General features: G+C 58.5%; 19 protein-coding genes and 1 tRNA gene. 13 read left to right on the top strand and 7 right to left on the bottom strand.

Annotated elements, in window-relative coordinates:
* The first annotated feature begins 6 nt into the window (after nucleotides 1–6).
* Nucleotides 7–1,539 carry an NAD(P)H-hydrate dehydratase gene (locus KIN_RS18900; protein WP_159810025.1) on the top strand — a complete coding sequence of 511 codons (1,533 nt, stop codon included), beginning with the start codon at nucleotides 7–9 and terminating at the stop codon, nucleotides 1,537–1,539.
* Nucleotides 1,540–1,557: 18 nt separating this feature from the next.
* On the opposite strand, the gene KIN_RS18895 is transcribed toward KIN_RS18900, so the two are convergent.
* Complete coding sequence (locus KIN_RS18895) at nucleotides 1,558–2,067, bottom strand: Hint domain-containing protein (RefSeq protein ID WP_159810023.1); 510 nt, start codon at nucleotides 2,065–2,067, stop codon at nucleotides 1,558–1,560.
* A gap of 246 nt (nucleotides 2,068–2,313) precedes the next feature.
* Between KIN_RS18895 and KIN_RS18890 the strand changes: the two genes are divergently transcribed.
* The 3 genes from KIN_RS18890 to KIN_RS18880 all read left to right on the top strand — a co-directional run bounded on the left by KIN_RS18890 (nucleotide 2,314) and on the right by KIN_RS18880 (nucleotide 5,545).
* Nucleotides 2,314–2,398 (top strand) — tRNA-Leu (locus KIN_RS18890).
* Between the two features lie 149 nt (nucleotides 2,399–2,547).
* Nucleotides 2,548–3,894: a trigger factor gene (tig, locus tag KIN_RS18885; protein WP_159810021.1), complete on the top strand. Its 1,347-nt coding sequence runs from the start codon at nucleotides 2,548–2,550 to the stop codon at nucleotides 3,892–3,894.
* Between the two features lie 196 nt (nucleotides 3,895–4,090).
* The gene (locus tag KIN_RS18880; RefSeq protein ID WP_159810019.1) at nucleotides 4,091–5,545 is read left to right on the top strand and encodes a DUF305 domain-containing protein; all 1,455 of its coding nucleotides are present in this window, start codon (nucleotides 4,091–4,093) and stop codon (nucleotides 5,543–5,545) included.
* A gap of 77 nt (nucleotides 5,546–5,622) precedes the next feature.
* Here the strand turns inward: KIN_RS18880 and rplI are convergent, their stop codons facing one another.
* Genes rplI through rpsF form a run of 3 tightly spaced genes read right to left on the bottom strand, consistent with a single transcriptional unit; the run spans nucleotide 5,623 to nucleotide 6,886 of the window.
* A complete protein-coding gene (rplI, locus tag KIN_RS18875; protein ID WP_159810017.1) occupies nucleotides 5,623–6,276 on the bottom strand; it encodes a 50S ribosomal protein L9 in 654 nt (217 codons plus the stop codon).
* 10 nt (nucleotides 6,277–6,286) lie between these two features.
* Complete coding sequence (gene rpsR / locus KIN_RS18870; RefSeq protein WP_159810015.1) at nucleotides 6,287–6,514, bottom strand: 30S ribosomal protein S18; 228 nt, start codon at nucleotides 6,512–6,514, stop codon at nucleotides 6,287–6,289.
* A 21-nt stretch (nucleotides 6,515–6,535) separates the two neighbouring features.
* Nucleotides 6,536–6,886: a 30S ribosomal protein S6 gene (rpsF, locus tag KIN_RS18865; protein ID WP_159810013.1), complete on the bottom strand. Its 351-nt coding sequence runs from the start codon at nucleotides 6,884–6,886 to the stop codon at nucleotides 6,536–6,538.
* A 285-nt stretch (nucleotides 6,887–7,171) separates the two neighbouring features.
* Here rpsF and KIN_RS18860 point away from each other — a divergent pair, with 285 nt between their 5' ends.
* On the top strand, nucleotides 7,172–7,741 hold the full coding sequence (locus tag KIN_RS18860) for a YceI family protein (RefSeq protein WP_159810011.1): 570 nt from the start codon (nucleotides 7,172–7,174) through the stop codon (nucleotides 7,739–7,741).
* Between the two features lie 570 nt (nucleotides 7,742–8,311).
* Here KIN_RS18860 and KIN_RS18855 read toward each other — a convergent pair.
* Nucleotides 8,312–9,517 (bottom strand): cytochrome b/b6 domain-containing protein, encoded by a 1,206-nt coding sequence (locus KIN_RS18855; RefSeq protein WP_159810009.1) that lies wholly within the window; start codon nucleotides 9,515–9,517, stop codon nucleotides 8,312–8,314.
* Nucleotides 9,518–9,689: 172 nt separating this feature from the next.
* Here KIN_RS18855 and fabD point away from each other — a divergent pair, with 172 nt between their 5' ends.
* The 3 genes from fabD to KIN_RS18840 all read left to right on the top strand — a co-directional run bounded on the left by fabD (nucleotide 9,690) and on the right by KIN_RS18840 (nucleotide 11,807).
* Nucleotides 9,690–10,622 (top strand): ACP S-malonyltransferase, encoded by a 933-nt coding sequence (fabD, locus tag KIN_RS18850; RefSeq protein ID WP_159810007.1) that lies wholly within the window; start codon nucleotides 9,690–9,692, stop codon nucleotides 10,620–10,622.
* Nucleotides 10,623–10,661: 39 nt separating this feature from the next.
* Nucleotides 10,662–11,399 carry a 3-oxoacyl-[acyl-carrier-protein] reductase gene (gene fabG / locus KIN_RS18845; protein WP_159810005.1) on the top strand — a complete coding sequence of 246 codons (738 nt, stop codon included), beginning with the start codon at nucleotides 10,662–10,664 and terminating at the stop codon, nucleotides 11,397–11,399.
* A gap of 174 nt (nucleotides 11,400–11,573) precedes the next feature.
* Nucleotides 11,574–11,807, top strand: a complete 234-nt coding sequence (locus tag KIN_RS18840) for an acyl carrier protein (protein WP_159810003.1) — start codon at nucleotides 11,574–11,576, stop codon at nucleotides 11,805–11,807.
* A 111-nt stretch (nucleotides 11,808–11,918) separates the two neighbouring features.
* Here KIN_RS18840 and KIN_RS18835 read toward each other — a convergent pair whose 3' ends face one another.
* Together KIN_RS18835 and KIN_RS18830 are read right to left on the bottom strand one after the other, a co-directional pair.
* The gene (locus KIN_RS18835; protein ID WP_159810001.1) at nucleotides 11,919–12,818 is read right to left on the bottom strand and encodes a hypothetical protein; all 900 of its coding nucleotides are present in this window, start codon (nucleotides 12,816–12,818) and stop codon (nucleotides 11,919–11,921) included.
* 81 nt (nucleotides 12,819–12,899) lie between these two features.
* The gene (locus KIN_RS18830) at nucleotides 12,900–13,955 is read right to left on the bottom strand and encodes a nuclear transport factor 2 family protein (protein ID WP_159809999.1); all 1,056 of its coding nucleotides are present in this window, start codon (nucleotides 13,953–13,955) and stop codon (nucleotides 12,900–12,902) included.
* Nucleotides 13,956–14,228: 273 nt separating this feature from the next.
* On the opposite strand from KIN_RS18830, the gene fabF reads away from it, so the two are divergent.
* The 5 genes from fabF to KIN_RS18805 all read left to right on the top strand — a co-directional run bounded on the left by fabF (nucleotide 14,229) and on the right by KIN_RS18805 (nucleotide 20,039).
* Nucleotides 14,229–15,491, top strand: coding sequence for a beta-ketoacyl-ACP synthase II (gene fabF / locus KIN_RS18825; RefSeq protein WP_159809997.1), 1,263 nt, complete (start codon nucleotides 14,229–14,231; stop codon nucleotides 15,489–15,491).
* The gene (gene mltG / locus KIN_RS18820) at nucleotides 15,491–16,651 is read left to right on the top strand and encodes an endolytic transglycosylase MltG (protein WP_159809995.1); all 1,161 of its coding nucleotides are present in this window, start codon (nucleotides 15,491–15,493) and stop codon (nucleotides 16,649–16,651) included. Before fabF ends, mltG begins: the two co-directional genes overlap by 1 nt.
* A gap of 494 nt (nucleotides 16,652–17,145) precedes the next feature.
* Nucleotides 17,146–18,546, top strand: a complete 1,401-nt coding sequence (locus KIN_RS18815) for a DNA-packaging protein (protein WP_174239146.1) — start codon at nucleotides 17,146–17,148, stop codon at nucleotides 18,544–18,546.
* A gap of 81 nt (nucleotides 18,547–18,627) precedes the next feature.
* Nucleotides 18,628–19,803: a phage portal protein gene (locus KIN_RS18810; protein ID WP_159809993.1), complete on the top strand. Its 1,176-nt coding sequence runs from the start codon at nucleotides 18,628–18,630 to the stop codon at nucleotides 19,801–19,803.
* Entirely contained in the window at nucleotides 19,803–20,039 is a 237-nt protein-coding gene (locus KIN_RS18805; RefSeq protein WP_159809991.1) for a GTA head formation protein, RCAP_rcc01685 family, read from the top strand. Before KIN_RS18810 ends, KIN_RS18805 begins: the two co-directional genes overlap by 1 nt.
* The last annotated feature ends 9 nt before the right edge of the window (nucleotides 20,040–20,048 follow it).

Raw genomic sequence — 20,048 nt, 5'->3', positions numbered from 1 at the left:
TCGAGAATGACCGAGCGACTGACCGCCGCGCAGATGCGCACCACGGAGCGTGCCGCCATAGACAGTGATCTGGTGACAGGCCTCGAGCTGATGGAACGTGCCGGGCGCGGCGTGGTCGATGCGATTTTCGAAGAATGGCCCGACCTTGCAAAGACCGCCCATCGCGCGGTGGTCCTATGCGGCCCCGGCAACAATGGCGGTGATGGCTTTGTTATTGCGCGGCTGCTGAAGGACTGGGGGTGGGACGTCGATGTCTTCCTTTATGGCGATCCCGCGAAATTGCCGCCGGATGCGAAAACCAACCATGACCGCTGGTGCAAACTTGGGCAAGTAGCGGCGCTGTCAAATTACACCGATGGCGATACGGTCCATGACATCTATATAGATGCGCTCTTCGGGACGGGACTTGGGCGACCGGTGGACGGCCATCCCGCTCGGGTTCTGGCATCACTGGGGTACCACGAGGACCGATTGGTCTGCGTAGATATCCAGTCAGGTCTGTGTGCGGACAGCGGACGTATGCTTGGTGAGCAGCAAGCTGCGAGCGCCGCGTTGACGGTCACGTTTCATCGGACAAAGCTTGGCCATGTCCTGGCTCAGGGCCCCGTGGCAAGTGGGCGGATCAAGGTCGTTGATATCGGATTGCCGGCTGATCTGAAGGCGGACCCGTCCATCGCGTCTGGCGTGTATCCTGATCGCTTAGCGCTTCGAAAAGGGCAGGCGTCCGAACACAAATACAACCACGGCCATGCGCTTATTCTTTCGGGTGGTCCCGGCAAGACGGGCGCAGCGCGGTTGGCGGCAAGGGGGGCGTTGCGGGTTGGGGCCGGGCTGGTGACAGTCGCGTGCCCAAGCGCCGCTTTGCAGGACTGTGCAGCGCAGTTGACGGCGATCATGCTGGAGCCCGTCGACGCCGTCGTTGATCTTGCTGCAGTATTAGAAGACGAGCGGCTGAATGCGCTCTGCATTGGTCCGGGGCTGGGCACCGGGCAACCCACCCGCGAACTGGTTGCTGAAACATTGACCACGCAGCGCGCTACGGTTCTGGATGCGGACGCTCTGACCGCCTTCACGGAAGATCCTGCGCAGCTTTTTGACCAGTTGCATGAAGGCTGTGTGCTGACGCCACATGGAGGCGAATTCAGCCGCCTGTTCTCTGATATCGCAGAAAAACTAAAGCAGCCTGCCACGCGCGGGCCTGCCTATTCGAAGGTGGATGCAACGCGCGCCGCCGCCATGCGTACCGGATGTGTCGTGCTGTTCAAAGGGCCGGACACTGTTATCGCAACGCCGGATGGGCGATGCAGCATCAATTCGGCATATAATGAGCGCGCTGTCCCATGGCTGGCGACGGCGGGGGCCGGGGATGTGTTGTCCGGGTTTATCACAGGACTGATGGCACGAGGGCTGGATGCGATGGCTGCCGCGGAAGGTGCCGCGTGGCTCCATGTGGAATGTGCACGTCAGTTCGGGCCAGGATTGATTGCGGAAGACCTGCCGGAACAGCTTCCGATGGTCTTCCGCACTCTTGACGTTTGATCAGGTGCGGCGCTGCTCTTATGCCGCTTTCGATGTCGCCATGCGCTGCGTCTTTGAATCCGCGCACACGACTTCCATGCCATCCGCGTAGATCACCTCTGCAGTTTCGAACTGAAGAGTGTAGGCCCGAACTTCAGAGAGTTCGGTATCTTGCGAGATGCGCAGTTCGTCCACCAGCCTGCTTATTGGTGTCACGACCTGATCTTGACCGAAGAACAGTTCTGCCCGCCAGCCGCGCAAGAGCACGCGTTGTTCGGGCATCATCAGACAATCCGACGTGGGGATCTCGTCGCCCAGTGTTTCGCGGGCGACCCGGATGGCCCGGACAGACCTGACGGTGCTGGTGATGGACAAAAGGGTTCGCGTGCCTTTGCGCGTGATCATGCGCGTGCCGTCTGTCAGCTCTTCAACCCGCCGGGGTCCCGCGAGGGTGAGAACGGACGTTCCCGGCAGAAGGCCCGCCAAGGGCTCGTGTGTAGCGAGCGCCGCATGAGCGGAAGATGTGAAGGATTTAGAGCTGACAGACATCGCGGTTCTCCTGCATCCCCAACGTCGGGGCTGCGTCTTCGATGGCTAAATATGCAATGTTAACTATGGCGAAAAAGCGACCGCTCTGGGGTCAGCCCAAGACCATGCAAAGCCGAATACATGACGGGGTAAGGATAGCCTTACCTTTTTTGTAACGGTTGCGAAAATTTCCGATGGCGCGGGCGGGCGTGCTTTGCTATCCCGCACCCGTTCGGTGCGTGAGTCTGTCTCGTGGCGAACCGGTTTGCGGGTGTGGCGGAATTGGTAGACGCACCAGATTTAGGTTCTGGCGCCGCAAGGCGTGGGGGTTCAAGTCCCTTCACCCGCACCACACCCTTCCCTGTGTCAGCTCTTGGCCCCGGACTTCTTTATTTCATGGGCCTTTCTGCTTGCGTCCGAAAGGGGCCGCACCTAGAAGGGCGTCTGATTTAGAACGGACCCGTCGCACCTCTTGCGGCACTTTCAGATATGAGGACACACATGCAGGTCACTGAGACCCTGAACGAAGGCCTGAAGCGCGGCTACAGCATAACCGTAACGGCCGCGGAGCTTGACGAAAAGGTCAACGACAAGTTGCTTGAGGCCCAGCCCGATGTCGAGATGAAGGGGTTCCGGAAGGGGAAGGTGCCGCTGGCGCTGTTGAAAAAACAGTTCGGCGAGCGTGTGCTGGGCGAAGCGATGCAGGAAAGCATTGATGGCGCCATGAGCAAGCATCTGGAAGACAGCGGCGACCGTCCTGCGATGCAGCCTGAAATGAAAATGACCAACGAAGACTGGAAGCCGGGCGACGATGTCGAGGTTGCCATTTCCTACGAAGCGCTGCCCGAGATCCCGGATGTGGATCTTGGCAAGATCAAGTTGGAAAAGATGGTCGTGAAGGCAGATGACAGCGAGGTCGAAGACGCGCTGAAGAATCTGGCCGAAAGCGCGCAGAACTTTGAAGATCGTAAAAAAGGCTCCAAGGCGAAAGATGGCGACCAGGTGGTAATCGACTTCCTTGGCAAGGTTGACGGTGAGCCCTTTGAGGGGGGCGCTGCCGAGGACTATCCGCTGGTATTGGGCTCTAACTCCTTCATCCCCGGGTTCGAGGATCAGCTTGTTGGTGTGAAGGCCGGTGAAGAGGTCGAAGTGAACGTCGAGTTCCCTGCCGACTATCAGGCCGAGCATCTGGCAGGCAAGGCAGCCGTCTTCGAATGTACGGTCAAGGCCGTGAAAGCGCCTGCAGCAGCCGAGATCAACGACGAGCTGGCCAAGCAATACGGGGCCGAAGATCTTGCCGGTCTGAAAGGTCAGATAGCAGAGCGTCTTGAGGCGGAGTTCGCCAATGCGTCCCGCGCGGTCATGAAGCGCAAGCTGCTCGATGAGTTGGACGGCATGGTGAAGTTCGATCTGCCCCCGTCGCTGGTCGACGCCGAGGCGGGCCAGATCGCACATCAGCTGTGGCACGAGGACAATCCGGATGTTGAAGGTCACGACCACCCGGAAATCGAGCCAACCGATGAGCACAAAAGTCTGGCCGAACGCCGCGTACGCCTTGGTCTGCTTCTGGCGGAACTTGGCCGGAAAAATGAGATCGAGGTGACCGACGCCGAGATGACGCAAGCCATGATGAACCAGGCCCGTCAGTATCCCGGTCAGGAGCGTCAGTTCTTCGAATTTGTCCAGAAGAATGCGCAGATGCAGCAGCAAATGCGCGCGCCGATCTTCGAAGACAAAGTTGTGGACTACGTCTTCGAATTGGCGAAAGTCAGCGACAAAGAGGCGACAAAGGATGAGTTGGAGAAGGCCGTCGAGGCTTTGGAAGCCGACGAGCCGTCCAACGGCTAAGCCGATCCACCGCCATTGAATAGGGAAGAGGTCGCCTGCGGGCGGCCTTTTTTCCGTTTTTCATGGGTGAAACGTGATTTTGACGAAGGGCATTTTCGTTTTTACGGAAGCTCACGCAAAACTCACGGAGCGACCGTTAACAATTAAGGTACAGTTAACCTGTTTTTAAACGATTGTATTTTAACGGAGTTCCGCCATGTTTTCCGGCCATTTACGTGTTGCGCGGCACGTCTTACCCGCGCTCCTGATCAGTCATATGCCTCAGTCAGCGGCAGCCCATGTCAAATGGTTCGAGCCCTATGATCTGTTTGCGACCCCCGCTGCGCTCCATCAGGTTCTGTCACCGTCTTTCTTCGGAATTCTTGCCCTAGGGCTGTTGGTTCTGACGGCCGTCACGGTGCTTGAGGCGTCGGCCGTGGGCCAGCGGATCGGCGGTCGGGTGATCTCGGCCATTACCGTGGATCATCTGAAACTTGACGATGTCATGAGGATCGGCACGGCGATGTTCTTCGTCTCGCTTTGGGCCACTGGTGGCGTGTTGCTGACCCCCGAACTGCATACCGATCTGGTGTGGGTGTCCTGGCTGCAACTGGCGATTGCCGTGGGTCTTTTCTTTCGTGTGACGCGCACTCTCTCGGCGGTGGGCATCGTTGCCCTGTGGGTGATTGCCGTGGCGCAGTTCGGTATTTTTCATCTGCTCGACTATCCCATATTCCTGGCGGTTGCGCTGTATTTCGGTCTGTGCGCATGGCCGGCAAGCCGCTTTCACCGCTACCGCTTCGATGTTTTGCGGTGGGGCGTCGCAATCACCATGATGTGGGCCAGCATAGAGAAGTTCGCTTACCCCGAATGGTCGTTTCCAATCCTTGAGCAGCTTTCATTCCTGACGTTCGGAATGCATCAGTTGATGTTCATGAAGCTGGCCGGCCTTGTCGAGTTCGCCTTGGGCTTCGGTTTGATCTGCACACCTGTCGTCCGGAAACTGGCAGCACTTGCCCTTGGTGGCATGATCGCTGCGGCCATCATCCCCTTTGGTCGAGTGGATGCGATAGGTCACCTGATGATCTTGTTGATCCTTGCGATCACTGTATTCGGAAGCCCCTCTGGTGCAGTGATTTTGCCCCGCTGGGCGCTGGTGCCGCTCAAGCCTATTTGTCTTGCACTGTTTCTGGGGGGCTACTATGGCCTTCAGGCTCTGATCTATAGCGATGCATCCATAAACCAGCTGGCGGCCTTCCACACTGGGCTGCGGGCGCCCGTCCTGTCGACCAGCGCAATCGCGCCGCCAAAAGCCCTTACAGTTCAGCTGCCGCCCGACCAGCCAGAACCGCAGATTGACGTGCATCTGACCAAGGCTGATGGCAAAACATGGGACCTGCACATCGATGCGCGTCACTTCACGTTCAGCGCTGTCTGCACGACTGACGCAGAAAGCGGATCAATCGGCCATGCCCATATTTATATAGAGGGCAAAAAGGTTGCCGCGGCCTATGCGCCCGTCGTGTCGTTGGGTGATCTGCCCGCCGGGCAACACGTCCTGCGCATCGTCCTGCAGGCACAGGATCATCGGACCATTGTAGGCGTGAACGGTCCAATCACAAAAGAGATCCGTATCGACACACGGGATCTGATGGCGATCCACAGCGGGTAGGCTGTGTTCGATCCAAAAAAAGAAGGCCGCAGGCAAGAGTGCTGCGGCCTTCTGGCGTTTGGAACTGCGTGGGACGATCAGCTCTCGTTGTCGAGCTTTTCGTCCAGTTCGGATTTTTCCTGAACCGCAGGATCACCAGTGCGCTGTTCGGATTCGGTTTCCAGCTCATCAAGCTGTGCCGCACCGATATCGTCGAACAGTTCCGCGATCTCGAATTCGGCTTCAGCTTCTTCCTCGGCGGCCAATTCCTGAATGGATTTGCCGGAAGCCTGAAGTTCCGCTTCCTCGTTGGACCGTGCGACGTTCAGCGTAAAGGTCGCGTCGACCTCGGGGTGAAGCGACACCATGACCTCATGCAGACCCAGCTCCTTGATCGGGCGGTCGAGAACAACCTGACCCCGTTCAATTGTGAAGCCTTCTTCGGTTGCAGCGTCGGCGGCGTCACGGGTGGTGACGGAGCCATAGAGCGCCCCCGCGTCAGAAGCCTGACGGATCACGATGAACTGCTGGCCATTCAGTTTCTCGGCCAGCGCGTCCGCTTCTTTCTTGGTTTCCAGGTTGCGTGCTTCAAGCTGCGCTTTCTGGTCCTCGAACTGCGCCATGTTGGCGTCAGTCGCGTTCATCGCCTTGCCCTGTGGCAAGAGGAAGTTGCGGGCGTAACCCGGTTTGACGTCAACGACTTCGCCCATCTGGCCAAGTTTCGCGACGCGCTCAAGCAGGATGACTTGCATCGGTCTCTCCTTACTTCACAGCATAGGGCAGGAGGGCCAGGAACCGAGCACGTTTGATCGCGCGGGCCAGAGCCCTTTGGTTCTTGGCACCGACTGCCGTGATACGGGATGGAACGATCTTGCCACGCTCAGAGATGTAGCGCTGCAGAAGACGGGTGTCTTTGTAATCGATTTTCGGCGCGTTGTCGCCCGCAAACGGGTCAGACTTGCGACGGCGGAAAAATGGTTTAGCAGCCATGGATCAGGTCCTTTCCAAAGATCAGTTGCGCGGGCGACGTTCGCGGTCGTCACGCTTTTGCATTTGAGCCGAGGGGCCTTCTTCGTGGGTGTCGACCTTGATGGTCAAAACACGCATCACGTCGTCATGAAGACGCATCAGGCGTTCCATTTCCTGCACGGCAGGTGCGGGTGCGTCAGAGCGCATGAACGCGTAGTGACCCTTGCGGTTCTTGTTGATCTTGTAGGCCATCGTCTTGAGGCCCCAGTATTCCGTGTCCACAACCTGGCCACCATTGTCGCTGAGGACGGTGCCAAAATGTTCAACCAGACCTTCGGCTTGCGTGTTCGAAAGGTCCTGACGCGAAATAAACACATGCTCGTACAGCGGCATGGGCATTCCTTTTCATATGTTCAGGCGTGCTTCAAAGAACGGGCAACACGTCCTCCGACCCGTTCACGAGGGGCACCGCGATTAAAGCTGTCACGGAGGATGCGCGCGTATAGCTTGGGCCGTATCCCGATGCAAGCCCGCTTGTCCGGTTCGTCTCATCGGCAGGGCCTATCGCAGCGTGCTCCCTGTCTGCGCACACAAATTGTTGAGGGATCGCGGATTGCCATTATCTGGAAGAAGACGATGTTACGCTACGTACCGTCACAGTCTGAAAGGATACAGATCATGAAGACCTTCGCTTTGGCCGCTGGCCTGGCACTCGCCGCCTCGACCGCGTTTGCCGCCGAGAAATACACGCTCGATGCCAGCCACTCGCAGGTGATTTTCAATTACAATCACCTGGGGTTCTCGACGACCTACGGCATGTTCTCGGGCTTTGAGGGCGAGATCATGTTCGACGAGGCCGAACCCGCGAATTCTTCCGTTACCGTATCCATGCCGCTTCAAAGCATGTTCACCGGCTGGGAAGCCCGCGAAGAGCACTTTATGGCAGATGACTTCTTCGGCGCCCAGGAAGGCGACATGGTGACCTTCACCTCGACCGGTATCGAAGTGACGGGCGACAACACGGCCCTGATCACGGGCGACCTGACCATGAACGACATCACGCAATCGGTCGTTCTGGATGCCGTCCTGAATAAGGCGGCCGAGCATCCGATGCGCAACAAGGCATGGCTTGGCTTTGATGCCACCACGACCCTGAAGCGCAGCGACTTCGGCGTCGGCGCCTTCGCGCCTGCCGTCAGCGACGAGATTGAGGTCGCCATCTCTATCGAGGCTGAAAAAGCCGAGTAGAAGGTCTAACCTTCAGGACCGGGCCGCCCGAAGACAAATCGGGTGGCCCTCTGCTTGGTTGGGGCGGTTAGCGAACAACTGCAAAGCGGACTTTGCTGCCGTTAAGTCGAAATAGCGCATAGCCTAGTTACTACACCTCTCGCTACTACTCGACTACCTTCATGGCAGTTGAATTTGACCCCGACTGACAGCCGTTCCCGGTGGTCCTCCATCATCTCTTTGACAACTATGTGCATCCGAGCTTTGTAAGTACCACAAAGCGGAATCCCTCTCTGGATAGGTGTGCCATATTCGTCCAAAAAATTAGGGTAGATCATATAAATAGTCGCAGCCAAGTTGCGCTCCGGTTCGAGCGAATTGTCTTCGGCATAGCCAAAATCCCACCGAATAAAGTTGTGCGGAGCGCTTCTTCGACCGCTCTGTTCTGCTGTGAGAATCGTGATTTCTGCCTCGAAGTCGGCCTCAGTTGAATAGAAATCAATCATGGAAGCTTGGATCGCATTTTCCACCGTGGCCGACAATACTTCAGGGTCGTGGGTTTGGGCTCTAAGCGGACATTAAAGCAAAAGGCTATTCCTGTCGGACCGCCGTCAGGTTCACCGTGACATCCACCGGGAACGCAACGGAGCTTTCGTCGGGGTAGCTTTCGCCGATGTTGTAGTTCGTGCGGTTGAGTTGCGTTTGGCCGGACATCGTCGCGGTGTCGCCGTCGATGGTCAGTGTGAAGGGCAGGGTCACGGGCTGGGTGCTGCCTTTCAGCGTCAGGGTTCCCTCGGCCACATAAGCCTCCCCATCTGCCATGATATCGGCCGTAAAGGTCGCAGTTTGGAAGCTGTTTGCGTCGAAGAAATCAGGCTCCAGCGCTTGGGAGGTGACCGATCCCAGAGTAAGCGACGGGATCGAAATCGTGACTTCCACATCGCCGTGGCGCCCATCTGCGTCAGCCTCTTCGGAGAAATTGATCGCGGCGGTCCAGTCCTCAAATCCGCCTTCAACAGCGCTGCCAAGCTGGGTCACCGAAATCCCAAGTGTGCCGTCGGTGACCTGCCAGCCGGTCTCGACCGCCGCAAGTGTTGGCACGGCCGGGGCATCCGCGTCCTTGGATGCAAACAGTCCAAGACTGGACCCGATCACCAGTGCGACAGCGTAAGCGCCCAGCGCGCCGACCACGGGCAGCATGGAGGATTTCGGCATTGCAAGTTCCGCCGACGGTTCCGTTCGGCCGGGGAGCATCCGACGCAACGTTGCGTCCTTGTCGATGACATGGTGCTTCATCGCCCCCGCGAAATGTAGGAGGAACGCCACCAACAGAACGCGCTCGAAAATGATATGCAGGCTGGCAAAGGTATGGGCCAGGCCATCATCCTTCGGTACGAAAGGCAGGGATTGACCGAACGGCCACCAGATCGGGGCGAACCCCGTGGTTGCGGCGTGATGAATCCAACCGGACAGCGGAACCACGATCAGCGAGGCGTAGAGCAGCCAATGCACTGTCTCCGCCAGAAAATGCTGAACCTTCTGATCGCCGTGCAAGGGGGCCGGCTTGGGCTGGCTGATTGCCCAGAGAATGCGGGTCAAGGCCACGAAAAAGACGGTCACACCCAGTGTCTTATGGATGGAGAACACCTGCGCCTTGAACGCCAATTGCTCACCTGTCTCATAGGGCAGACCGTTGGCGTAGATGCCCAGAGGGATCAGCGTCAGGATCAGTAAGGCTGTGAGCCAGTGGAAGGTTTTCGTCACACCGCCATAGGTGCTGCGCGAGTTTGTGAGCATGGTCTGATCCCGGTCTGTGGCGCTTGATTTCAAAGATGTAACGTATTTCTCGGCGCTCGAAAGCCCTGTATTGCGCACAGGTCCTGTTCAAGGTCTGCGGAGCGGTGCTCCACTTGTGAGGCGCCGGGCAAGGCGCTAGAGCTTAACAAAACGCAAAATATCGGAGGGGCACATGCGCGCATTTATTTTCCCGGGGCAGGGCGCACAGACGATTGGTATGGGCAAAGACTTGGCTGAGGCCTACCCGGCGGCACGCGATGTGTTTGACCGCGTTGACGATGCATTGGGCGAGAAGCTGTCAGATCTTATTTGGGAGGGGGACGCAGATACGCTGACCCTGACCCAGAATGCCCAACCCGCGCTGATGGCGACCTCTCTGGCGGCAATGGCAGCCTTGGAGGCAGAGGGCGTGACGATTGATGCTGCGTCTTTCGTAGCGGGTCATTCTCTGGGAGAATACTCGGCATTGGCAGCCGCTGGCGCCCTGTCTATCGAGGATACCGCACGGCTGCTGCGGACGCGGGGGCAGGCCATGCAGGAGGCCGTGCCCGTGGGGGTCGGTGCGATGGCCGCTGTTCTGGGACTGGGGTTCGATGCGGTTCAGGACATTGCGCACAAGGCCGCCCAGGGGGACGTCTGTCAGGCTGCAAATGACAACGATCCGGGGCAGGTGGTTGTGTCTGGCCATAAGGCCGCGGTCGAGCGTGCCGCCGATCTGGCAAAAGAAGCTGGGGCCAAGCGGGCGGTGATGCTGCCTGTCAGCGCGCCATTTCACTGTGCGCTTATGGAGCCGGCCGCGCGTGTCATGGCGGATGCGCTGTCTCACGTGGATTTTGAGGAACCCAAGGTGCCTGTCGTCTCGAACGTGCGGGCGTCGGCCTGCAGTGATCCCGCGACGCTGCTCAGTTTGCTGGTCGAGCAGGTGACAGGCGCGGTACGCTGGCGCGAGAGCGTGGCCTACATGGCCGGGCAGGGTGTGACAGAGATGTGGGAAATCGGTGCTGGAAAGGCGCTGTCCGGCATGGTGCGCCGGATTGATCGCAGCGTCGAGACGCGGGCCGTTGGCACGGCCGATGACGTAAAGGCGGCGGCAGGCAGCCTGTAAACCAACCTTTGATTGAGCGGAATGAGGACACGGGATTTTATGACGGACCTGACAGGAAAAACGGCGCTGATTACAGGGGCGTCTGGCGGTATTGGCGGCGCGATCGCGACGGCCTTGCATGGCGCGGGCGCAGTTGTCGGCTTGTCCGGCACGCGGGTTGAACCGCTAGAGGCGCTTGCAGGTGAACTGGGAGATCGGGCTCATGTGTTGCCCTGCAACCTCAGTGATATGGAGGCCGTCGAGGCTTTGCCGAAACAGGCAGCCGAGGCGATGGGGTCGGTTGATATCCTCGTGAACAACGCAGGGATCACGCGCGACAATTTGTTTATGCGCATGTCGGATGAGGATTGGCAGAGCGTCATCAATGTGAACCTGACGGCGAGCTTCAAGCTGTGCAAAGCTGTGATGCGCGGCATGATGAAGGCGCGCTGGGGGCGGATCGTCAATATCACCAGCGTTGTCGGCGCAACAGGCAATCCCGGTCAGGCCAACTATGCGGCCTCCAAGGCGGGGATGGTTGGCATGTCGAAATCGCTGGCCTACGAGGTCGCAAGCCGGGGCATTACCGTCAATTGTGTAGCGCCGGGGTTCATCTCGACTGCGATGACAGACAAGCTGACGGATGACCAGAAGTCTGCGATCCTCGGGCAAATTCCTGCCGGTGCCATGGGCGCGCCGGATGATATCGCGGCGGCTGTCCGGTATCTTGCAAGTATGGATGCGGGTTATGTTACCGGTACCACTTTGCACGTAAATGGCGGTATGGCGATGCTTTGAGCGGACAAATATCCGGGGTTGCATAAGCGTTTGCGTTCCCCATCTGGTATGCTATAGGCGGCGCAGATTTGCTGGGGGCACGGGCTTTTGGCAGTCGCATGAGCGGCATATAACAGGCCAAATGGCCACCATCACAAGCGGGACAGTCCCGATCAAAATACAAGGAACCTCATCATGAGCGACATCGCAGATCGCGTGAAAAAGATCGTTGTCGAGCACCTGGGCGTGGAAGAAGACAAGGTCGTTGAAAACGCCTCCTTCATCGACGATCTTGGCGCTGACAGCTTGGACACAGTTGAGCTGGTAATGGCGTTCGAAGAAGAATTTGGCATCGAAATCCCCGACGACGCGGCGGAAACGATCCAGACATTTGGTGATGCAGTCAAATTCATCAAGGAAGCGGCGTAAGCCTTTTTCCTTAAGTCAGTTTTGGAGAGCGGCATCTCAGGTTCGGGGTGCCGTTTTTCGTTGGGGCCTTCGTTTTCAGTGAGGTGGTCCGTTTCAAAACGTCCCGTGCCGCTAGGCTGGCTGCGTTGTTCCGGCAGCCGCTTTGCGCGGGGACAGCGATCCTACATATTCCGCCAGTTTGTCAGCACCCAGCGGTTGGCGGAACTTTAGATGCGTCGCTTTCTTGGAATGTTCTTCCACGCGCACGACGACGCTTTCACCGCCAAGATTGATCGTTCCCAATGCGTCTTGTGACAGGGAAGCGAGCGGTTCGATATCCACACCGGATTTTCCGATGCCTGTGAGCGTCACGGTAACATCCGCGTTCTCGATGTTCAGGATCGTTTTGAAGGATACGCGAGTCAGACCGCGTCCGCCGCTCACAAAACCGAACCGCTGTGCCAGCCAAAGGGCGCCGGCGACAATCAGACCGAACACGCATATTGCAAAAATGATCAAGGCAAAGAGAACCGGTTTGCCCTCCGGTACTGTTCCGCCCGGCTGCGTTTCGCTGCCGCCCGCCAAGACCTTGGCCAGATGCTGGAGCCGCTGGGTGACGCGGTGGCTGACGGAACACGCCTTTGCCACCAGTTCAGACACTCGGCCAAGTCGTTCGTGAAAACCTGAGCGCTGGGTGTAGCCTTGGGCGGCCCGCGATCCACTGCGTGTTCCGATAGAGACCAGAACAGTCACATCCGACACAAAATAGCTGGCGTCGCTAAAGCGGTACCCTTGTCCCAGATGATCAAGCGCTTGCCGCAACCGCTTGCGATCCACCGCTCTGGTAAGCTTATCCAGATGCTTGATATCCGCATCCGAAATGATGTGACCCGGACTGAACACAGCCTCTGACGTTCGTACCAGTTCCGAGAAGTGAGGCAGGAAATGACAGGCGGCCCCGGCAGACGTCGTCCACCCACTCAGAAAGAGCAGTATGAACAAGCCAGCAAAGCGCGTGCGGAACGACGACATGGGTCACCATATGAAAGACAATCATCCCATGATGGTGCGGCAGGTCTTAATTTTCAGTGTGATCTCTTCGCCAAGCCGTTTTCAGGCCCTGCGTATTTGCATCAAATTTTCAGAGTTCATCGCCGCAATCCGGCCCAGTACGTCCAATCCCTGAACGTTCAGCCAATGCAGCAAATCAATAAAGACCCAGTTCTCCGCCAGCTTGTCCCCGTCGCGGCGGTACACATCAACCACTCGCATGGGCGCAGGTTTCCCCGTCGCAGGTAGACCCATATAGCCGCCAATGGGCGTGACGCTCAGATTTGGCCAGCCGAAGAAACCGCAATAGTTGCCTTCCGCAACTCGGGCGACGTGACCGTGAAAAATCCGGTTTGCCAGATGTTTGCGGAACGGCTGCTGATGCTGTTCGATATACCGGTCGATTGTGTAGGTCGCCCCGATGCCGGTCGGGCCGTACCATGCCATATCCTCGTGCCAGTTGGCGGCCAACTCGTCTCGCGGGGTGAAATTTGTCAGCTCGATCTCACCGTTCAGCAGCCGGTTTGCGCGGGAGATGTCAGCGGCCATCCGGTTGACTAGCGCAAGTGTCTGGGCGCCCTCTGCGGGATCATGATGTCCCAAAAGCAGACCGTCATTTGTTCGCGGGCCGGGATTAACCATATCAGCGGCGGTTTGCTGCGGCAGCGGGTAGAGGCCCGCTTGTCCTGCGACCCGCAGGATATCGCAGAAAAAAGCCGTCTCTGCGATTTTGCCGTTTTCGATCCGGTGAAATTCCGCGTAGGGGAGCATGGCGATCTTGCGCGTGGCGGGGATACCCAGCCACGAGTGATCGAAAAGCGCCATGAGGTGCCCCATCGAGCAGGTCCATACAGAGCTCTGGTCGTCACAATCATTAAGGCCTGCGAAAAAGACATCTTCCCGACGTTGGACGTTTGAAAAAGAGGTCAGGAAGGGGGACCAGAACGCCCGAATGGCACCCGCCGCATCGGGCTGTTCGTGAAACGGGTGAACCCCGCGCCACCTGTAGTCTGCCGCGCAATGCTGCGCGCAGATATCAATCCGTGCGTCTGCTGTTTCTAAATCAAACCGGGTCGTGAAATCACGCACCACGCGTTTTGCGTTACTCAGATCGTCCATGTGTCCCAACGTGTCTTTTCGACATCATCCCAAGCTCAGACTGTGTCAGAATTGTCGAGCCGTCCAGCGCAATTGCGTCATAGGACATCGTAAGTTCTAAGATTTGATTGCTTGGTGCGCGATGACGTCAGTTCGTGGAGAAGATAGGCGGGAATTTGCACCCGTACTGGGCGCTTCGAGGTTCCGGTGACACCGCGAGAGGCTTGCCCCTCGGGGGGCGGCACGTGTAAGACCTGCTGGAACCTTTGGAACGTGAAAGAAAAGGGGTGGGGTATGCGGCGAGTGGTGGTGACAGGTCTGGGCATGGTGACGCCTTTGGCCAGCGGTGTCGAAGACACGTGGCAACGCCTTTTGGCGGGACAGTCCGGTGCGGGCACGATTACCCGATTTGATGCGTCCCACCTTGGCACGGATTACGCCTGTGAAATCCCGCGTGGGGACGGATCGGATGGCACGTTCAACCCTGACGACTGGATGGAGCCGAAAGAGCAGCGCAAGGTCGACGACTTTATTCTTTACGGGATGGCTGCGGCCGACATGGCCGTGAAAGATGCCAAATGGACCCCAGAAGATGCGGAAAGCCTTGAGCGGACCGGCGTCATGATCGGATCTGGCATCGGGGGGCTTTCCTCGATTGCAGATACTGCCGTTTTGATCAAGGAACGCGGTCCTCGCCGGGTTTCGCCATTTTTTATCCCGGCCTCTCTGATCAACCTCGTCTCCGGGCAGGTGGGTATTCGATACGGCTTCAAGGGACCAAACCACGCGGTCGTCACGGCGTGTTCCACCGGGGCGCATGCCATAGGTGACGCATCGCGGCTTATCATGCTGGACGATGCGGATGTGATGATTGCAGGCGGCGCGGAAAGCCCGATTTGCGAAATCGGGATTGCAGGCTTCAACGCGTGCAAGGCGCTGTCGACCAAGCGCAGCGATGAGCCCGAGAAGGCAAGCCGCCCGTGGGATGCAGACAGCGATGGTTTTGTCATGGGTGAGGGCGCTGGCGTCGTGGTTCTCGAAGAATACGAGCATGCCAAGGCCCGCGGTGCAAAGATTTATGCGGAAGTGATCGGCTACGGGCTGTCCGGCGACGCCCATCACATCACGGCACCACCGCCCGATCATGAAGGCGCAGAGCGCGCCATGCGTGCCGCAGTCAAGCGTGCCGGCATTGATGTGTCCGAGATCGATTACGTGAACGCCCACGGCACCTCCACCATGGCTGATACGATTGAGCTTGGCGCAGTAGAGCGCTTGCTGGGAGACGCGGCAAGCTCGACGGCCATGTCTTCGACCAAGTCAGCGACCGGGCACCTTTTGGGGGCTGCTGGCGCGATTGAAGCGATCTTCTGCATTCTGGCGATCCGGGATCAGGTCGCGCCGCCCACAATCAATCTGGAGACGCCCGCCGCGGAGACCGAGATCAACCTATGTGCGAAGCAGAAGGTTGAGCGCGAGATCAATGTGGTTTTGTCGAACTCTTTCGGCTTTGGTGGCACAAATGCCTGCCTGATCATGCGCAAGGTTGACGGCTGATGTGGAAATCCATCGCCTCAAACGCGCTGAGCGTTTTTATTGTGCTGCTCGTCGGCCTTGGGATCGCGGTTGGATGGGGGCAATCTCAATATACATCGGAAGGCCCGCTGGAGACGGCAACATTCTTTGAGGTGCCAAGGGGTGCGTCATTGCGAGTTGTCAGTCAGCGGCTTGAGGCAACGGGTGCGATCACATCACCCATGCTCTTTCGGATTGGTGCAGAGTATGCAGACACGGCAAGTGATCTGAAGTTTGGCAGTTACGAGCTGCCGGCAGGCGCTTCGATGGCGGAGATCATGGATATTCTGACAGCAGGTGGTCCCAGCACGTTCCGCTATGTCGTCAACTACATCATCCGGAATTCCGGCGCCGAGACTCGTTTTCGGGAGCGTACGCCCGGAACGGGTGAGGAGACGATCCTTGCCGCGTTTGCCGCAGGTGAGGACGTGCCAGAGGCCTATAGCGAGGCGATTGCGGCCGAAGTGCCGATTGTCTACCGGGTCTCCGTCGCGGAAGGTCTGTCGAGCTGGCAAATTGTCGAAGGTCTGAAGAATGCCGAGTTCCTGACCGGGGAGTTGATTGGGGTGCCTGCAGAGGGTTCCCTTGCGCCGGACACCTATGAGGTCGCGCGCGGTACCAACCGGGGCGAGATTTTGCAGCGTATGGAAGCAGCGCAGAAATCCATTCTGGCGGAAGCCTGGGCTGCACGCGATCCCGAAGTGCCGCTTGAGACACCGGAAGAGGCGCTTATCCTGGCTTCTATTGTGGAAAAGGAGACGGGCATGCCGGAGGAGCGGGGGCAGGTGGCCTCTGTCTTTACCAATAGACTGCGTCAAGGCATGAAGCTGCAGACGGATCCCACAGTGATCTACGGGATCACAAAAGGGGAGAGTAACGGGCTAGGTCGTGGCTTGCGGCGATCCGAATTGCGGACGCGCACACCCTACAACACCTACGTGATCCCTGCGCTTCCACCGACGCCGATTGCGAATCCGGGGCGTGCCTCTATCGAAGCGGCGCTTAATCCGGACGAAACGCCATACATCTTCTTTGTGGCGGACGGCACTGGCGGGCATGCGTTCGCAGAGACAATCGGTGAGCATAATGAGAATGTCGCGCGTTGGCGTGAGATCGAGGCCCAGCGAAACGAGAGCCAATAGCCTTGTTTCCTTGACGCTTCCGGCCGTCCTTTACTGTTTGTTGAGATTTCGCACTGTTACGTTAAGTGCTTGTTAATAAAGACCGTTCGCTGCCTTGGGTGGCGAATAAGCTTGACTTTGCGAACGGTCTAAGGCATAGGTTTTGTCAAGCTGGAAGAACTGGGCGAGCGGCACGGATCATGATGATCCGGGGCCGTTTTTTTATGTCTGAACGGAAGTCAGACACACTGCCACCACTGTGACTGTCGGGGAAAACGAGATGGATGGACAAACGCACCACGGAAGTGATGCGGGGGACGTCGTCGATTTCCGGAAGAACGTAGACGAAAATCTCGGCGCGCTTCTTGATATGATGACGGACCTCAAAAGGGACTTAATGCGGGAACGTGATCGCCTTCGGGACGGCGAGACCACGGCGGGCGACATTGCAAAGATTATAAAGGGCGATGTTGGTGCCCTGTTGCGGCTAACGATTGAATACGAGGGCAAATTACATGATTTCACGTCAGAACGGGCAGGCAAAGCCGCTGAGTACGCCCTCGATTTTGGAAGAGCACGATCTGTCATCGGGGGCCGCCTGGCTCAGCTCCGCGCCGCAAACGGTGCAGGACCAGTTTCTGGACAGTCTTGACGAACATGAATTGGCGGCGCTGCCGTGGATGTTTGATTTCTGGGCATTGGACCATCAACTGGCCCCCGAGGGCGACTGGCGCACATGGGTGATCATGGGCGGTCGCGGCGCAGGCAAGACGCGGGCCGGATCCGAGTGGGTTCGCTCGATGGTTGAAGGCGATATGCCCATGGATCCAGGGCGGGCCAAACGGGTCGCGCTGGTGGGCGAAACCTTCGATCAGGTCCGCGACGTGATGATCTTTGGCGATAGCGGAATTCTTGCGTGTTCGCCGCCGGATCGCCGCCCCAAATGGGAAGCGTCCCGTCGCAGGTTGGTCTGGGCTAACGGCGCGGTTGCCGAAGCGCATTCCGCGTCCTCTCCGGAAGCGCTGCGTGGGCCGCAATTCGATGCGGCTTGGGTCGATGAGTTGGCGAAATGGAAAAAGGCCGAGGAGGCATGGGACATGCTTCAGTTCGGTTTGCGTCTGGGGGAGCGCCCGCAGCAGGTCGTGACGACTACCCCGCGCAATGTTCAGGTGCTCAAGCAATTATTGCAGGCGTCCTCGACCGTGCGGACTTCAGCACCGACCGAGGCAAACCGGGCCTACCTGGCATCGAACTTTCTTGAGGAGGTTCGGAACCGCTACGGCGGCACCCGACTGGGCCGTCAGGAACTGGATGGCGTTCTCTTGGACGATGCAGAAGGTGCGCTTTGGAAAACCAGCATGCTGGAACGGACGCGCGTGAGCGAATTGCCCGAGTTTGACCGGATCGTGGTTGCGGTTGATCCTGCGGTGTCGTCTGGCAAGGCCTCTGATGCCTGCGGGATTATGGTGGTCGGCGCGCAGACGAAGGGCGCCCGGAAAGACTGGCGCGCGGTGGTGATCGAAGATGCGACCATCCAGGGGGCGTCGCCACAGGGCTGGGCGGAAGCCGTGGTCGCCGCCTATGAGCGTCACGGAGCCGACCGCGTGGTCGCTGAGGTTAATCAAGGCGGAGATCTGGTCGAGACTTTGTTGCGGCAGGTATCTCCGATGACACCCTACAAGTCGGTGCGGGCGACGCGTGGTAAGATCGCGCGGGCGGAACCGATTGCGGCGCTCTATGAGCAGGGCCGGGTCGCGCATTACAGTGATCTGGGCGCGTTGGAAGATCAGATGTGCAACATGACCACCCAAGGGTACGTGGGCCGAGGGTCGCCGGACCGGGTCGATGCATTGGTCTGGGCGCTGACGGAATTGATGGGCGGCCCCGCAGAACGTCCGAGTGTCCGGACACTCTGACCCGACATAACAGTAAACAGAGAATTCAGGCTCACGGACGCGATCCGAGGGCCTTTTTTGATGGGATTTGAGGAGCGGAAGATGGTGTTCGATTTTCTAAAACGGGGCGATACGCAGGACGTGCCGGAGGTCAAAGCCTCCGCGACGGGGCGGGTGATCGCCTATCACGGCACGGGTCGCGTTGCCTGGTCACCGCGGGATACGGTGTCGCTGACGAAGGCAGGGTTTTCCGGCAACCCGGTGGGCTTCCGGTCTGTCAAGATGATCGCCGAGGCTGCTGCCGCGCTGCCATTGGTGTTGCAGGACGCGGGGCAGCGCTATGAGACCCACCCGCTGCTGTCCTTGGTGTCCCGGCCCAATGCCGCCCAAGGGCGCGCCGAGTTGTTGGAAGCGCTTTATGGCCAGCTTCTGTTGTCGGGCAATGGATATTTAGAAGCGGTTGGTGCTGATTTGGGTGTTCCGGTGGAACTGCACGTTCTGCGGTCGGACCGAATGAACCTTGTTCCCGGCGGCGATGGTTGGCCTGTTGCGTATGACTACCGTGTTGGCGGGAAAAAACATCGTTTTGATATGACCGGCGACGTTGCCCCGATCTGCCATATCAGGTCGTTTCATCCTCAGGATGACCACTACGGGTTCTCACCGCTTCAGGCTGCTGCTTCTGCCATTGACGTCCACAACAGCGCGTCCCGCTGGTCCAAATCCTTGCTCGACAACGCAGCGCGTCCGTCTGGCGCGATTGTCTACAAGGGTTCTGACGGTCAGGGCGCCATGACAAACGATCAGTATGAACGCCTGCAAAACGAGATGGAGGCACACCATCAGGGTGCGCGAAATGCCGGACGCCCGATGCTTCTGGAAGGTGGTCTGGACTGGAAGCCCATGGGGTTCAGCCCCAGCGACATGGAGTTCCAAAAAACCAAAGAGGCTGCTGCCCGCGAGATCGCGCAGGCGTTCGGTGTTCCGCCGATGCTTCTGGGTATTCCGGGTGACGCGACCTACGCGAATTATCAGGAGGCCAACCGTGCCTTCTATCGCCTGACGGTTCTGCCCTTGGCTGGCAAGGTCTTGGGGGCAGTCTCGCATTGGCTGGGCGAGATCGCGGGTGAAGATGTGGCGCTGGCGCCCGATCTGGACCAGATCGCGGCGCTTTCGGCAGAACGTGAGGCGCAGTGGTCACGGGTCGCTGCTGCTGAATTTCTGAGTACGGCGGAAAAGCGTGTTTTGCTGGGCCTGCCCCCTGAGGCTGCGAGCTGATGTCGACCCGCAAGGCCGGCGGGTCGCGATATCTTTATGAGCCGTTCGAATACGCACCGGCTCATACGGTTGAGGCCAACGAACGGGTCCAGCAAGAGCGCTGGAAAGGTCTCGAATATCGGCTGGGCCTGATTGAGCAGGGCATCGAGCGACTGGAAAAACGGGTTTGGCTCACAATTTTTGGCGTTTCTGCCGCGATCCTAAGCGAGACGGTCACCGGATTTCTGGTGCCATGATACAAAAGG

It is taken from the genome of Litoreibacter roseus, from assembly GCF_009811795.1.
Taxonomy (GTDB): domain Bacteria; phylum Pseudomonadota; class Alphaproteobacteria; order Rhodobacterales; family Rhodobacteraceae; genus Litoreibacter; species Litoreibacter roseus.
This window is presented reverse-complemented; position numbering and strand designations above follow the sequence as displayed.

Bases quoted from the DNA above. Each gene is read 5' to 3' on its own strand.
- KIN_RS18830 (WP_159809999.1), bottom strand. From the start codon at position 13,955: ATGGACGATCTGAGTAACGCAAAACGCGTGGTGCGTGATTTCACGACC.
- rplI (WP_159810017.1), bottom strand. From the start codon at position 6,276: ATGCAAGTCATCCTGCTTGAGCGCGTCGCGAAACTTGGCCAGATGGGC.
- mltG (WP_159809995.1), top strand. From the start codon at position 15,491: ATGTGGAAATCCATCGCCTCAAACGCGCTGAGCGTTTTTATTGTGCTG.
- KIN_RS18805 (WP_159809991.1), top strand. From the start codon at position 19,803: ATGTCGACCCGCAAGGCCGGCGGGTCGCGATATCTTTATGAGCCGTTC.
- rpsR (WP_159810015.1), bottom strand. From the start codon at position 6,514: ATGGCTGCTAAACCATTTTTCCGCCGTCGCAAGTCTGACCCGTTTGCG.
- rpsF (WP_159810013.1), bottom strand. From the start codon at position 6,886: ATGCCGCTGTACGAGCATGTGTTTATTTCGCGTCAGGACCTTTCGAAC.
- fabF (WP_159809997.1), top strand. From the start codon at position 14,229: ATGCGGCGAGTGGTGGTGACAGGTCTGGGCATGGTGACGCCTTTGGCC.
- fabD (WP_159810007.1), top strand. From the start codon at position 9,690: ATGCGCGCATTTATTTTCCCGGGGCAGGGCGCACAGACGATTGGTATG.
- KIN_RS18860 (WP_159810011.1), top strand. From the start codon at position 7,172: ATGAAGACCTTCGCTTTGGCCGCTGGCCTGGCACTCGCCGCCTCGACC.
- tig (WP_159810021.1), top strand. From the start codon at position 2,548: ATGCAGGTCACTGAGACCCTGAACGAAGGCCTGAAGCGCGGCTACAGC.
- KIN_RS18855 (WP_159810009.1), bottom strand. From the start codon at position 9,517: ATGCTCACAAACTCGCGCAGCACCTATGGCGGTGTGACGAAAACCTTC.
- KIN_RS18900 (WP_159810025.1), top strand. From the start codon at position 7: ATGACCGAGCGACTGACCGCCGCGCAGATGCGCACCACGGAGCGTGCC.
- KIN_RS18815 (WP_174239146.1), top strand. From the start codon at position 17,146: ATGATTTCACGTCAGAACGGGCAGGCAAAGCCGCTGAGTACGCCCTCG.
- KIN_RS18895 (WP_159810023.1), bottom strand. From the start codon at position 2,067: ATGTCTGTCAGCTCTAAATCCTTCACATCTTCCGCTCATGCGGCGCTC.
- KIN_RS18880 (WP_159810019.1), top strand. From the start codon at position 4,091: ATGTTTTCCGGCCATTTACGTGTTGCGCGGCACGTCTTACCCGCGCTC.
- KIN_RS18840 (WP_159810003.1), top strand. From the start codon at position 11,574: ATGAGCGACATCGCAGATCGCGTGAAAAAGATCGTTGTCGAGCACCTG.
- KIN_RS18835 (WP_159810001.1), bottom strand. From the start codon at position 12,818: ATGTCGTCGTTCCGCACGCGCTTTGCTGGCTTGTTCATACTGCTCTTT.
- KIN_RS18810 (WP_159809993.1), top strand. From the start codon at position 18,628: ATGGTGTTCGATTTTCTAAAACGGGGCGATACGCAGGACGTGCCGGAG.
- fabG (WP_159810005.1), top strand. From the start codon at position 10,662: ATGACGGACCTGACAGGAAAAACGGCGCTGATTACAGGGGCGTCTGGC.